At 66.9% G+C, this 12,654-nt stretch carries 11 protein-coding genes; 4 read left to right on the top strand and 7 right to left on the bottom strand.

Annotated elements, in window-relative coordinates; all coding sequences use genetic code 11:
- The first annotated feature begins 52 nt into the window (after positions 1-52).
- Both CDO44_RS07355 and CDO44_RS07350 read left to right on the top strand, forming a co-directional pair.
- The gene (locus CDO44_RS07355; protein ID WP_087779586.1) at positions 53-1,342 is read left to right on the top strand and encodes an adenosylmethionine--8-amino-7-oxononanoate transaminase; all 1,290 of its coding nucleotides are present in this window, start codon (positions 53-55) and stop codon (positions 1,340-1,342) included.
- A 131-nt stretch (positions 1,343-1,473) separates the two neighbouring features.
- Positions 1,474-2,343, top strand: coding sequence for a ZIP family metal transporter (locus tag CDO44_RS07350; RefSeq protein WP_087779867.1), 870 nt, complete (start codon positions 1,474-1,476; stop codon positions 2,341-2,343).
- 32 nt (positions 2,344-2,375) lie between these two features.
- Here CDO44_RS07350 and ntrC read toward each other — a convergent pair whose 3' ends face one another.
- The 6 genes from ntrC to rph all read right to left on the bottom strand — a co-directional run bounded on the left by ntrC (position 2,376) and on the right by rph (position 9,469).
- The gene (gene ntrC, locus CDO44_RS07345; protein ID WP_087779585.1) at positions 2,376-3,893 is read right to left on the bottom strand and encodes a nitrogen regulation protein NR(I); all 1,518 of its coding nucleotides are present in this window, start codon (positions 3,891-3,893) and stop codon (positions 2,376-2,378) included.
- Between the two features lie 51 nt (positions 3,894-3,944).
- Positions 3,945-5,033, bottom strand: a complete 1,089-nt coding sequence (glnL, locus tag CDO44_RS07340) for a nitrogen regulation protein NR(II) (RefSeq protein WP_087779584.1) — start codon at positions 5,031-5,033, stop codon at positions 3,945-3,947.
- A 63-nt stretch (positions 5,034-5,096) separates the two neighbouring features.
- Positions 5,097-6,509 (bottom strand): type I glutamate--ammonia ligase, encoded by a 1,413-nt coding sequence (gene glnA / locus CDO44_RS07335; protein WP_087779583.1) that lies wholly within the window; start codon positions 6,507-6,509, stop codon positions 5,097-5,099.
- A 344-nt stretch (positions 6,510-6,853) separates the two neighbouring features.
- Positions 6,854-8,089, bottom strand: coding sequence for a radical SAM family heme chaperone HemW (gene hemW / locus CDO44_RS07330; protein WP_087779582.1), 1,236 nt, complete (start codon positions 8,087-8,089; stop codon positions 6,854-6,856).
- A complete protein-coding gene (gene rdgB / locus CDO44_RS07325) occupies positions 8,089-8,685 on the bottom strand; it encodes an RdgB/HAM1 family non-canonical purine NTP pyrophosphatase (protein WP_087779581.1) in 597 nt (198 codons plus the stop codon). The genes hemW and rdgB overlap by 1 nt, the downstream gene beginning before the upstream one ends.
- Before the next feature lie 28 nt (positions 8,686-8,713).
- Complete coding sequence (gene rph, locus CDO44_RS07320) at positions 8,714-9,469, bottom strand: ribonuclease PH (protein WP_087779580.1); 756 nt, start codon at positions 9,467-9,469, stop codon at positions 8,714-8,716.
- A gap of 209 nt (positions 9,470-9,678) precedes the next feature.
- Here rph and CDO44_RS07315 point away from each other — a divergent pair, with 209 nt between their 5' ends.
- Positions 9,679-10,596 (top strand): YicC/YloC family endoribonuclease, encoded by a 918-nt coding sequence (locus CDO44_RS07315; protein WP_087779579.1) that lies wholly within the window; start codon positions 9,679-9,681, stop codon positions 10,594-10,596.
- Between the two features lie 46 nt (positions 10,597-10,642).
- A complete protein-coding gene (locus tag CDO44_RS07310; RefSeq protein ID WP_087779578.1) occupies positions 10,643-11,221 on the top strand; it encodes a nitrogen fixation protein NifQ in 579 nt (192 codons plus the stop codon).
- 60 nt (positions 11,222-11,281) lie between these two features.
- Here the strand turns inward: CDO44_RS07310 and CDO44_RS07305 are convergent, their stop codons facing one another.
- On the bottom strand, positions 11,282-12,238 hold the full coding sequence (locus tag CDO44_RS07305) for a LysR family transcriptional regulator (RefSeq protein ID WP_087779577.1): 957 nt from the start codon (positions 12,236-12,238) through the stop codon (positions 11,282-11,284).
- Positions 12,239-12,654: the final 416 nt, after the last annotated feature.

Below are 12,654 nucleotides of genomic sequence, written 5' to 3'. Positions count from 1 at the left end.
ATTGTAGTGGAACGCCAGGTCCGCACCCCCCGCGTGCCGGCGCAGGACGATCATGACTTTCTCCTCCCCCGCCTGGGCCGCCGACGGCGCCCGCCATGTATGGCTGCCCTATGCCCAGATGAAAACCGCCGCGCCGCCGCTGCCCGTCGTGCGCACGCATGGCAGCCGCATCGAACTGGCCGACGGCCGCAGCCTGGTGGACGGCGTGGCCTCGTGGTGGACCGCCTGCCACGGCTACAACCATCCGGCCATCGCGCAGGCCGTGCGTGCGCAGCTCGATGCGATGCCGCACGTGATGTTCGGCGGCCTTACCCACGAACCCGCGGCGCGGCTGGCGCAGCGCCTGTGCGCCCTGCTGGGCCCCGGCTTCGATCGTGTGTTCTATACGGACTCGGGCTCGGTGGCGGTCGAGGTGGCGATGAAGATGGCCGTGCAGTTCTGGCTCAACCGCGGCGAGCGCCAGCGCTCGCGCTTTCTGGCCTTCCGCGGCGGCTACCATGGGGATACCTTCGGCACCATGGCGGTCTGCGACCCGGAGGACGGCATGCACAGCCTGTTCCGCGGGCTCCTGACCCAGCACGTGATCGCGCCGCTGCCGCGCGACGACGCCTCGGAAGCCGAGCTGGAATCCCTATTGCGCCAGCACGCCCACGAGTTGGCCGGCATCCTGGTCGAGCCGCTGGTCCAGGGCGCCGGCGGCATGCTGATGCACCCGCCCGCGGTGCTGGCCCGGTTGCGCAGGCTGGCGGACCGGCACGGCCTGCTGCTGATCTACGACGAGATCTTCACCGGCTTCGGCCGCACCGGCACGATGTTCGCGTTCGAACAGGCCGGCGCGAGGCCCGACATCATCACGCTGTCCAAGGCTCTGACCGGCGGCACGCTGCCGCTTGCCGCCACCGTCGCCAGCCAGCGCGTGTTCGACGGTTTCTGGTCCGACGATCCCGGCCACGCCCTGATGCACGGCCCGACCTTCATGGGCAACGCCCTGGCCTGCGCCGCCGCCAATGCCTCGCTGGACCTGTTCGAACACGAGCCGCGCCTGCAGCAGGTGGCCGCCTTGTCCCGCGCGCTGGAAGCGGGCCTTGCGCCGTGCCGCGATCTACCCTGGGTGCGCGACGTGCGCGTGCTGGGCGCCATCGGCGCGGTCGAGCTCGAAGGCGCCTTCGACCGCGATGCCTTGCGGGCGCGGCTGGTCGAGGCCGGCGTCTGGGTGCGGCCGTTCGGCAACATCGTGTATCTGACCCCGGCCTTCACTATCGGCCAGGATGACCTGGCCTTCCTGCTTGCCGCCGTGACGCGCGTGGTAAGCGGCCTCGGCGCCACGCCTCATGATCGGTAACACACGCCCATGCGGTCCCGGCGCCGCAAAATGACTACTATAGGGAGACGAGCCCGCAGTCCTGCCTTCCAAGCCGATACGGATGCCGGATGACCACGCATAGCGATCCCACGAGCCCTACGCTGGGCAGCATGTTGCGCAAGCTGCTTGGCGGCCTCATCGCGCTGGGGGGCTTGCTGGTCCTCGCGCATGGCATGATCGCCGCGCTGTGGGACGGCCAGTCGCACGTGCAGGAAGCGCTGATCGGCGGTTCCATGGCGGCCGGCGCGACCGCCATGGGTACGCTCCCGGTGCTGTTCGCCCAGCGGCTTTCCGACCGCATGCAGGACACCTTGTTCGGCTTCGGCGCCGGCGTCATGCTGGCCGCCAGCGGTTTCTCCCTGGTGGTGCCCGGGCTGGCGGCGGCCAAGGCCCAGGGGGCCGGTCCGTGGGGAGCGGGGCTCACCGTGGGAGCCGCCATCCTGCTCGGCGCGGCGCTGCTGCTCATCATGGAGCGCTACCTGCCGCACGAGCACTTCATCAAGGGCGTGGAAGGCATGCCCAAGCACTCCGCGGTGCGCATACGCCGCACCTGGATGTTCATCTTCGCGATCGCGCTGCACAATCTGCCGGAGGGGCTGGCGATAGGCGTGGCTTATGCGGGTACGGACGTCCTGCGCGCCTCGGCGCTGACCACCGGCATCTCGATCCAGGACATACCCGAGGGCCTGGTGGTGGCGGTGGCGCTGGTCAGCATCGGCTACAGCCGCCTGACCTCGGTGGCGCTAGGCATCGCCAGCGGCCTGGTCGAACCCCTGGCCGCGGTGGTCGGCGCAGCCATCATCGGCTTTTCGAGCGTGCTGCTGCCCTGGGGCCTGGGTTTCGCGGCGGGCGCGATGCTGTTCGTGATCAGCCATGAGATCATTCCCGAATCCCACCGCAAAGGCCATGAAGTATTCGCGACCTGCGGACTCATGGTGGGCTTCGTGATCATGATGCTGCTGGACACGGCGCTGGGCTGACCCCGCAGCCGCCGGCGCCGCGCCCACGGACTTCAATCGTCCTCTTCGAGCCCCAGGTCCTGGATCTTGCGCGTAATGGTGTTGCGCCCGATCCCGAGCTTGAGCGCCGCCTCGATACGCCGCCCGCGCGTGGCGCGCAGCGCCGTGGTGATCAGCGTGCTTTCGAACTGGCGCGTCAGCGTCTGCATGATGTCCGGTTCGCCGCGCTGCAGCCGTTGCTCGACGTCGCTCTGCAGGCCGCTCAGCCAGAGGCTGGCGCGCTCGGCCACCGCCACGCCCCCGCTGCGCGCGGCGGCCTCGGCGGAGCCTTGCACCGCAGGCAGGCGCTCGCCCGCCGGCACCGCCGCCTCCGGCGCCGCCTCGCTTCCCACCGCGGCGTGGCTCTCGCGCGGCGCTTTCTCCAGCAGCTCAGGCGGCAGGTCCTGCACGTCCACGGTCTGCGCAGGCGCCATCACGGTCAGCCAATGGCAGATGTTCTCCAGTTGCCGCACGTTGCCGGGAAACGGAAACCGCGACAAGGCGGCCAACGCGGCCGGCGTGAAGCGCTTGGGTTCGACGCCCAGATCGCGTGCGCTGCGCGCGAGGAAGTGGCGCGCCAGCAGCGGGATGTCCTCTGCCCGCTCGCGCAGCGGCGGCAGCCGCAGGCGGATGACGTTGAGCCGATGGAACAGGTCTTCGCGGAACAGGCCCTGCTTGACGCGCTCTTCCAGCGGCTGGTGCGTCGCAGCGATCACGCGCACGTTGGCGTGCACGGGACTGTGCCCGCCAACCCGATAGAAGCTGCCATCCGACAGCACGCGCAATAGCCGGGTCTGCAATTCCGCCGGCATGTCGCCGATCTCATCCAGGAACAAGGTACCGCCGTCGGCCTGCTCGAACCGGCCGCGCCGCATGCTTTGCGCGCCGGTGAATGCGCCGCGCTCATGGCCGAACAGCTCCGACTCCAGCAGGTCGCGGGGAATGGCCGCGGTATTGATGGCCACGAAGGGGCCGGAAGCGCGGGCACTGTGGCGATGCAGTGCCCGCGCCACCAGCTCCTTGCCGCTGCCGGACTCGCCCGTGATCATTACGGTTACCTGCGACTGCGACAGGCGCCCGATGGCGCGGAAGACTTCCTGCATGGCCGGGGCCTGCCCCAGGATCTCGGGCGTTCCCACCAGCGTCTCGTCGGCCGAAGCCTCTTCGCGCAGGCTTTCCTCGACCGCGCGCCGGATCAGCTCCGTGGCGGTGTCGACGTCGAACGGCTTGGGCAGATACTCGAACGCGCCTCCCTGGAAGGCGGACACCGCGCTCTCGAGGTCGGAGTACGCGGTCATGACGATGACCGGCAGCGCCGGAAAGCGCCGCTTGACCGCCTGCAACAGCTCGATGCCCCCGGCGCCGGGCATGCGGATGTCGGTCACCAGGACCTGCGGCACGTCGTCGCCGAGCGCGTCCAGGGCCTCGCGCGCGGTGCCGAAACTGCGGCTGGGCAGGTTCTCGCGAGCCAAGGCTTTTTCGAGCACCCAGCGGATCGAACGGTCATCATCTACGATCCAGATCGGTTTCATCGCTGACTTCCTAGGAACGCTGGCAAAAGATACTCCATTCACTTCATGAGTTCAGGGCAGTGGCAGCAACAGCCGGAAATCGGTCAGGCCGGGCCGGCTGTCGCATTCGATCACACCCTCGTGCTGCTGCACGAAAGTCTGGGCCAAGGTCAATCCCAACCCGCTGCCTCCTTCACGTCCGGAAACCAGCGGGTGGAAGATCCGGTCCAGCAGTTCCGGGGGAATGCCTGGACCGTTGTCCATCACATGCAATTCCAATGCCAGCTTGAAGCGCTGCTTGGCCAGCGTGATCTGCCGAACCACTCGGGTGCGCAGCGTGATCTCGGCGTCGCCCGCGGCGATGCGCGCCGACAGGGCTTCCGCCGCGTTGCGCACGATGTTCAGCACGGCCTGGATCAGTTGCGCCTTGTCGCCCCGGAACTCGGGAATGGCGGCGTCGTAGTCGCGCACGATCTTGAGCCCGCTCGGGTATTCGGCCAGCACCAGCGAGCGCACGCGTTCGCACACCTCGTGGATGTTGACGTCGCCGACGATGCGCGGGGCCCGGTGCGGAACCAGCAGGCGGTCCACCAGCGTCTGCAGGCGGTCGGCTTCCTGGATGATGACCTGGGTGTACTCGATCAGCGCGGGTTCGGACAGCTCCGCTTCCAGCAACTGGGCCGCGCCGCGCAGCCCGCCCAGGGGATTCTTGATCTCGTGCGCCAGATTTCGCAGCAGTTCGCGATTGGCCTGCGCCTGTTCCAGCAGGCGCTCTTCGCGATCCACCTTCAATTGCTGCTCGATCTCGCGCAGCTCGATCAGCGCCGGCCATGGCTGCCCGTACAGCGCCACCACCGTGGCCGACACCTGCGTCGGCTCGCGTCCCAGGCGGTCGATCTCGAGTATCTGCCTCTTGTCGGCGAACTGCTGCGACTTGGCCTCTTCGAGCGACTGGCGCAGTTGCTCGCCGTCGCGGAACAGGTCGCATGCGCGCACTGCATAGAGCTGCCGTACCGATACCTCGAACAGGTCTTCGGCCGGCGCATTGGCATAGCGGATCAGGCCATCGTCGTCGATGACCAGGATGGCACTGGACAGCAGCTCGAACGCCGCGAAGGCATCGGCATCGTGGAACGGCGGATCGAAGGATGTATGGCTCATGAAAATGAAAACGGGGCGTTCTCGCGCCCCGTTTCTCGTTGCCGACGACTGACCCGGTCCGGATCAGAGGCCGTAGTACATATCGAACTCGAGCGGATGAGTCGTCGCGCGGAAGCGCGTGACTTCGTCCATCTTCAGGTTGATGTAGGCGTCGATCATGGCGTTGCTGAACACGCCGCCGCGGGTCAGGAACTCGCGGTCCTTGTCGAGCGCTTCCAGCGCCTGGTCGAGCGACGAGCACACGGTCGGGATCTTGGCGTCCTCTTCGGGCGGCAGATCGTACAGGTTCTTGTCGGCGGGATCGCCCGGGTGGATCTTGTTCATCACGCCGTCCAGGCCGGCCATCATCAGGGCCGAGAAAGCCAGGTACGGGTTGGCCAGCGGATCCGGGAAGCGCGTCTCGATACGGCGACCCTTCGGGTTGGCGACGTAAGGAATGCGGATCGAGGCCGAGCGGTTGCGAGCCGAGTAAGCCAGCTTGACCGGGGCTTCGAAGTGCGGGACCAGGCGCTTGTACGAGTTGGTGCCCGGATTGGTGATGGCGTTCAGCGCGCGGGCGTGCTTGATGATGCCGCCGATGTAGTACAGCGCGAACTCGGACAGGCCGGCGTAGCCGTTGCCCGCGAACAGGTTCTGGCCATCCTTCCAGATCGACTGGTGGACGTGCATGCCCGAGCCGTTGTCGCCGACCACGGGCTTGGGCATGAAGGTGGCCGTCTTGCCGTAGGCGGCGGCGACGTTCCAGATCGTGTACTTCATGATCTGGTTCCAGTCGGCGCGCTGCACCAGGGTCGAGAACTTGGTGCCGATTTCCAGCTGGCCCGGGCCCGCGACTTCGTGGTGATGCACTTCGACCGGCACGCCCTGCTGTTCGAGCAGCAGGCACATTTCCGAGCGCAGATCCTGGAACGAATCGGTAGGCGGAACGGGGAAATAGCCGCCCTTGACGGCCGGACGATGGGCCAGGTTGCCGCCGTCGTAGTCGATGCCGGTGGACCAGGAGGCCTCTTCCGACTTGATCTTGACGAAGCAGCCCGACATGTCGACGTTCCAGGTCACGCCGTCGAACACGAAGAACTCGGGCTCGGGACCGAAGTAGGCAGTGTCGCCCAGGCCCGAGGATTTCAGGTACGCCTCGGCGCGCTTGGCCAGCGAACGGGGATCGCGGTCGTAGCCTTTCATGTCGGAAGGCTCGACCACGTCGCAGGTCATGATCAGGGTGGATTCCTCGCGGAACGGATCCATGCGAGCGGTCGAGGGCTCGGGGATCAGCAGCATGTCGGACGCCTCAATGCCCTTCCAGCCGGCGATCGAAGAGCCGTCGAAGGCGTGGCCCGTCTCGAACTTGTCTTCGTCCACGGTGTGGGCCGGCACCGACACGTGCTGCTCCTTGCCGCGGGTATCGGTGAAACGGTAGTCAACGAACTTGACCTCGTTGTCCGCAATCATCTTGAGGACGTCTTTAGGCGTTGCCATTAGGGCTCCTGATAAGTCTCGTAATCGCCTCCGGCTCCCCCGGGGGCGCAGCGTTCTCGGCATGCACACAGCTCGACCTGGGTCGGGCTGAAGGGTTGCGCGTCAGAATAAGCAGGTTCCGTGCCAGAGCGGGACAAAACCGCCGCCCGCGTGCTTGTGCAGGACGGCGCGGAATTCTCGCATATTGGCACAGGAAGATGATTTCAATTTACGCACCACAACGGGTCGCCACAAGCGACGGTGATCCCCATCCTGGTGCATCGTACCGGCTTAGGCCCATTTTGCACCAATTTAGTGCAAACGTGCTGTGCGCTGGCGCGGCGCGCACTAGGCGGGGTCGCGGTTCACAGGAAAAGGCTCTGCAGGTCGTTCAGGAAGCGGCGGCCAAGGGGCGTGGGGCGGATCCGGGTGGGGTCTTCGTCCAGCAGTCCCCGTTCGACGGCGCGCGCAAGCGGCTTGGCGATCGTGGCGAGGTTCAAGCCCGTGCGTTCGGCGAAACTCGCGGCCGGCACGCCGTCGGTCAGCCGCAGCGCGTTGAGCATGAACTCGAACGGCAGCTCGTCCGGCCCGACCTGGCGCGACTCGGCCAGGTGGGAGGCGCCGGCCGCCGGCTCGAGCAAGGCATCCATCCACGATTGCGGATTGCGGACCCGTGCCTCGCGCAGGATGCGGTCGTGGAAGGACAGCTTGCCGTGCGCGCCGGGGCCGATGCCGAGGTAGTCGCCGAACTCCCAGTAATTCAGGTTGTGCCGGCAGCGGGCGCCGGGTTTGGCATAGGCAGACACCTCGTAATGGTCGTAGCCCGCGTCCGCCAGGCGCGCCTCGATACGGTCCTGCATCTCGAATGCGGTGTCGTCGTCGGGAAGCGCGGGCGGATACTTGGCGAAGACCGTGTTGGGTTCGAGCGTCAGGTGGTAGATCGACAGGTGCTCCGTGCCGAAGGCCAGCGCGGTCTCCACGTCATCCAGGCATCCTTCCGGCGTCTGGCCGGGCAGCGCGAACATCAGGTCGAGATTGACCCGCCTGACGTGGCGCTGCGCGATATCGATGGCTTCCCGGGCGGCGCGGCCGTCGTGGATGCGTCCCAGTGCCTTCAGGCTGCGGTCGTCGAAACTCTGGATGCCTAGCGAGATGCGGTTGACCCCGCTCGCCGCGTAATCGGCAAAGCGGCCGGCCTCGACTGTCCCGGGATTCGCTTCCATGGTGATCTCGGCATCGGGCAGCAGCGGCAGCCGGGAACGCAGCAACGCCAGCATCGCGTCCAGCGTGGCGGCCGACAGCAGGCTGGGCGTGCCGCCGCCTATGAATACCGAGATCACCTTGCGTCCCCATACCTGCGGCAGGCTCTGCTCGAGATCGGCGGTCAGCGCCTGCAGGTAGCGCTCCTCCGGCAATTCGTCGGGGGCGGCATGGGAATTGAAGTCGCAATACGGGCATTTGCGCACGCACCAGGGCACGTGCACGTAGACCGACAAAGGCGGCAGGCTCGTCAGCAGGCTGGGGCCGGGCGCGAACGGCATCGCCGCCTTGGGTGCCGGCGCGCCCTGCCCGGCCGGCCTGATGGCGATCGACCGGGGCATCAGAACGTATCCAGCTTGTCCATCAGCACCGCCAGCGCCTGGGCGCGGTGACTGAGGCGATTCTTCTCGTCGGGCGTCAGCTCGGCCGCTGTCCTGCCAAGGCTGGGCAGCAAGAAATGCGGGTCGTAGCCGAACCCGCCGCCGCCGCGCGGCTGCGGGACGATCTCGCCCCACCACAGGCCTTCGCCTATGAGCGGCTGCGGATCTTCCGCCGAGCGCACCAGCACCAGCGCCGCGTAGTAATAGGCCCGCCGGTCGGCGGCGCCGCGCAGCCGCTCGACCAGCAGCGCATTGTTGGCGGCATCGGACTTTTCGCCGCCATTGCGCGCCGCATAGCGCGCCGAATACACGCCGGGCTCGCCGCCCAGGGCCGTCACGCATACGCCCGAATCATCGGCCAGGGCAGGCAGGCCGGTCAGCCGGCTCGCGTGCCTGGCCTTGGCCAGCGCGTTTTCGATGAACGTGACGTGCGGCTCCTCGGCCTCCGGCACGCCCAGGCTGCCCTGCGGCACCAGCTCGAACCCGCGGGTAGCCAAGAGCGACGAGAACTCGCGCAGCTTGCCCGCATTGTTGGATGCCAGGACCAGTTTCCTCATTATCTTGCGCTCCGTTGCCAGGCGATCATCAGCGGCCCGGATACGGCTGCGCCAGGACCTCGCGCTGCAAGCGCACGAGATCGGCGATGCCCGCCTCGGCCAGTTCCAGCAGCGCATCCATTTCCTTGCGCGAGAACGGCACGCCCTCGGCAGTGCCCTGGACCTCGACGTAGGCGCCGCTGCCCGTCATCACGACGTTCATGTCGGTTTCGCACTGCGAATCCTCGGCGTAGTCCAGATCCAGCACGGGCTGGCCTTCGTAGATTCCGACCGAGATGGCGGCCACGTGGTCGCGAATGGGCGAGGCGGCCAGTTCGCCGCGCGCCATCAGCAGCGCCACGGCGTCGCTGGCGGCGACGAACGCGCCGGTGATACTGGCGGTGCGCGTGCCGCCGTCGGCCTGGATGACGTCGCAATCCAGGTGCAGCGTGCGCTCGCCCAGCTTGGCCAAGTCGAACACGGCACGCAGGCTGCGGCCGATCAGGCGCTGGATCTCCTGGGTGCGTCCGCTCTGCTTGCCCTTGGCGGCCTCGCGGCTGCCGCGGGTGTGCGTGGCGCGCGGCAGCATGCCGTACTCGGCCGTAACCCAACCCTGCCCCATGCCCTTGAGGAACGGCGGGACCTTGTCTTCCACGCTGGCCGTACAGATTACCTGCGTGTCGCCGAAGGTCACCAGCACCGACCCTTCCGCATAGCGCGTATAGCCGCGCTGCAGCGTGACGGGGCGAAGCGAGGCAGGGCCGCGGCCGGACGGCCGGGCAAACGAAGGGGGGGCAAGGCTCATGAAAAAACTCCAGATCGATAGGCGGGCCGGCAAAGCGGGCAGCCGCCGCGAAAACGAACGGGCCGCGCCGCGGCGGCCGGATGCGGACATTGTACGAGCAAGGCCCCAAGAACCACCGCCCCGTTTTATCATGCAGGCTCATGCCGACAAACGCACCGGCCGCGTCGCCGTGCCCGTCGGCCTCGCCCACGTCCTCACAGGCCTTTGCCATGATCCGTAGCATGACCGCATTCGGCGCCGCGCGCGCCGATACCGACCACGGTTCGGTATCCATCGAACTGCGCAGCGTCAACAGCCGCTTCCTCGATTTGCACTTCCGCGTGCCGGACGAGCTGCGCGCGCTCGAGACCCCGCTGCGCGAACTCCTGACCAAGGCCGTATCGCGCGGCAAGATCGAGGTACGCGCCACCATCCAGCGCCGCCTCGCCACCGACCCCGATTCCATCAACGTGGCCGCGCTCGAACAGGCTGCCTCGCTGTTCCGCAAGGTCCAGGCGGTGTTTCCCGACACCCAGGCGCCGCGACTGGCCGAATTGCTAGCCTGGCCCGGCGTGCAGGCCGCCGAGGAATCCGAAGACACCTGGCGCGAGGCCGCCTTGCGCGCCGCCGGCGAAGCCCTGGCGCAGATGCAGGAGGCCCGGGATCGCGAAGGCGAGCGCCTGGCCGCGATGATCGCCGATCGCGCGGAATCGGTCGCCGCCATCGTGGCCGAGGTCGAACAGCGCATGCCGCAGCTGGTGCAGGAATACCGCGAGCGGCTGGCGCGCAAGCTGCGCGACACGGTCGAGGCCGCCTTCCCCGGCGGCTTCCAGCACATCCGGGGCGAGGAGCTGTCGGAACGCCTGGCCCACGAGGCCACCCTGTTCGGGCTGCGCATCGACGTCGCCGAGGAACTGTCGCGCCTGCATTCGCACCTGGCCGAGCTCAAGCAACTGATCGGCAAGGGCGGCGGCAAGAAGGCCGACAAGGGCAGCGCCGGCAAGCGGCTCGACTTCCTGTTCCAGGAGATGAACCGCGAGGCCAACACGCTGGGGTCCAAGGCGGGCGGGCTGGAGGTCACGCGCGCGGCCATGGACCTGAAGCTGCTGATCGAGCAGATGCGGGAGCAGGCGCAGAACATCGAGTGAGCTTTAGGGACGAAGCGACAGGAGATCCGCCGTGCCGCCGCAACCCATGCCTTGCCCCGCCGCCACCGATGTCCAGGTCCGCGCCCACTCACTCGCCGCCCGCGCCACGGTTCCGGACGCCTTCGATACGCGGCTGTTCGCGCAATTGGTGGCGGCCCGCGAGGTGCGTGGCGAACTGCATTGGCTAGGCCTGGACGACACGCGGCTGCGCGCCCTGTACGCGCGCCGCTTCCCAGGCGAACCGCCGCCGTCTCTGACTATGCCGCCAAGGGAAACCGGTTTCACGCTCGGCCTGCACCGGCACCTTATCGCCCACCGCAATCCCGCCCTGTCTGCCGATGATGCCGACGACCTCGCCCGCATCATCGCCCATGCCTGTCTTCGCCCCGACCATTTGTGGAAGGACCTCGGCCTGGCCGGCCGCGAGGACGTCACCCAAGCCCTGCAGCGCTACTTCCCTGGTCTGCCCGAGCGCAATACCACTCATATGCGCTGGAAGAAATTCCTGGCCTACGACCTGGCCGCGGCGCGCGGCGAAGCGCCGGCGCCCGCGCCCGGCTGTCCCGGGTGCGAAGCGTATCGAGGGTGTTTCCCGCAAGGAAGTGACATACGGCGGTGGGCCTGAAGCTGCGTATTCCGCAGATGGCGCCAGTTCAAAGCGTCAACCGAGCGAATGCTCCCGCGCTCACGCGCTTCTAGCGGGAGCCTCGAGCGCAGGAAACGCTTCCGACCACATCGCCTTGATTTCACGCAGTCGGGCCGCGAACATCTCGGTAAAGCGGCGCGCCGCCAGCGTGGGCGGAAATCTCAAATCGTGCAGCAGGAACAGATCGAACTGCACGCGCGGATTCAGGATCGGATAGATGTAATACTCCCCCGTGGCAATCCGGTCCGCGACCGAATTCATCAGGCAGATCGCCCCCCAGTCCGAATGGCGGATGCTCTCGAGCGTCGCGACCATGCCGTCGATCTTTATGACCTTCTTGGCTGCCACCCGCCCGCTGGCAATGTGATTCTGCATCGTCGACCCGAGCAGGTGGCGCTCGGAGGGAATCACCAGCACCAGGTCGCGCATGAGCGCCAGGTCGCACGGCGCGAAGGTCGGGCCGTTGATCGGCTGGCTAGCCACGAGCACGAACTCATCGGTAAACCCGAGCTCACACGACAGACTGCTGTTGTCCAGAGGCATCGCTCCAAGTCCCAGGTCCAAGGCGCCCGCCTGGACCAGCTCGGTGATATTACGCGCGTAGCCCTCGGTGACGGAGATGTCCACACCGGGATACAAGGCGTAGAAATCCGCCAACACCCTGCCCAATACGTTCTTGCACATCGACGAAGTGACCCCGACCCTGAGCGATCCTGTTACCGCGTTGCCGGCAGCCAGATCCCGGATCTCCTGGCGCGCCGCCGAGAGGCTGCGCGCGATCGACACCGCCAGCTCGTAGAAGCGGCGACCCGCGACCGTGGGAACCAGCCCGCGCTGCCCTCGCTCGAACAGCGGCGTCCCGAGATCGTCTTCCAGATTGCGGATCTGCATACTCAGTGCCGACTGGACCACGTGCATGCGTTCGGCGGCCTTGGTGAAACTACCCTCTTCGAAAACGCTGATGAAGTAATGAATGGCCCTGGTCTGAATTTCCATGGGGCGCTGTCTCCTTGGGCACGTTACGGAAGGCGTGGGGAGCCGCCCGGCCGCTGCTATCAAATTCGCTGATCGAGCCCATCAATCGAAATCGTCACGCGCTGCGTGGATCGTTCATAGACTATCGCCACTCTTCTTCCCCGATAGCCACGCAGATATGAACACTCCCCCCATGAATATATTCGAAGCCGCAGTGCGCGATGAAACAGCGTTGCGCACTGCGCTGGAGGAAGCCGACGTGGTCCCCGCCGCGCTCGTGCTCGTGCACCTGACGGGCGACCTCGCGCTGCTAGGGCGTGTTCACACTAAATGAATTTGCTCGTATACTTCGGGTATGGAAATCACCGAAGCCCAATATCAGCAGATCGAGCACTGTTTGCCGCGACAGCGCGGCAACGTCAGCCTGACGAATCTGC

Origin of the sequence: Pigmentiphaga sp. NML080357, assembly GCF_002188465.1 — a bacterium.
In the GTDB taxonomy this organism is placed as follows: domain Bacteria; phylum Pseudomonadota; class Gammaproteobacteria; order Burkholderiales; family Burkholderiaceae_B; genus Pigmentiphaga.
This window is presented reverse-complemented; position numbering and strand designations above follow the sequence as displayed.

Bases quoted from the DNA above. Each gene is read 5' to 3' on its own strand.
- CDO44_RS07355 (WP_087779586.1), top strand. From the start codon at position 53: ATGACTTTCTCCTCCCCCGCCTGGGCCGCCGACGGCGCCCGCCATGTA.
- CDO44_RS07350 (WP_087779867.1), top strand. From the start codon at position 1,474: ATGTTGCGCAAGCTGCTTGGCGGCCTCATCGCGCTGGGGGGCTTGCTG.
- ntrC (WP_087779585.1), bottom strand. From the start codon at position 3,893: ATGAAACCGATCTGGATCGTAGATGATGACCGTTCGATCCGCTGGGTG.
- glnL (WP_087779584.1), bottom strand. From the start codon at position 5,033: ATGAGCCATACATCCTTCGATCCGCCGTTCCACGATGCCGATGCCTTC.
- glnA (WP_087779583.1), bottom strand. From the start codon at position 6,509: ATGGCAACGCCTAAAGACGTCCTCAAGATGATTGCGGACAACGAGGTC.
- hemW (WP_087779582.1), bottom strand. From the start codon at position 8,089: ATGCCCCGGTCGATCGCCATCAGGCCGGCCGGGCAGGGCGCGCCGGCA.
- rdgB (WP_087779581.1), bottom strand. From the start codon at position 8,685: ATGAGGAAACTGGTCCTGGCATCCAACAATGCGGGCAAGCTGCGCGAG.
- rph (WP_087779580.1), bottom strand. From the start codon at position 9,469: ATGAGCCTTGCCCCCCCTTCGTTTGCCCGGCCGTCCGGCCGCGGCCCT.
- CDO44_RS07315 (WP_087779579.1), top strand. From the start codon at position 9,679: ATGATCCGTAGCATGACCGCATTCGGCGCCGCGCGCGCCGATACCGAC.
- CDO44_RS07310 (WP_087779578.1), top strand. From the start codon at position 10,643: ATGCCTTGCCCCGCCGCCACCGATGTCCAGGTCCGCGCCCACTCACTC.
- CDO44_RS07305 (WP_087779577.1), bottom strand. From the start codon at position 12,238: ATGGAAATTCAGACCAGGGCCATTCATTACTTCATCAGCGTTTTCGAA.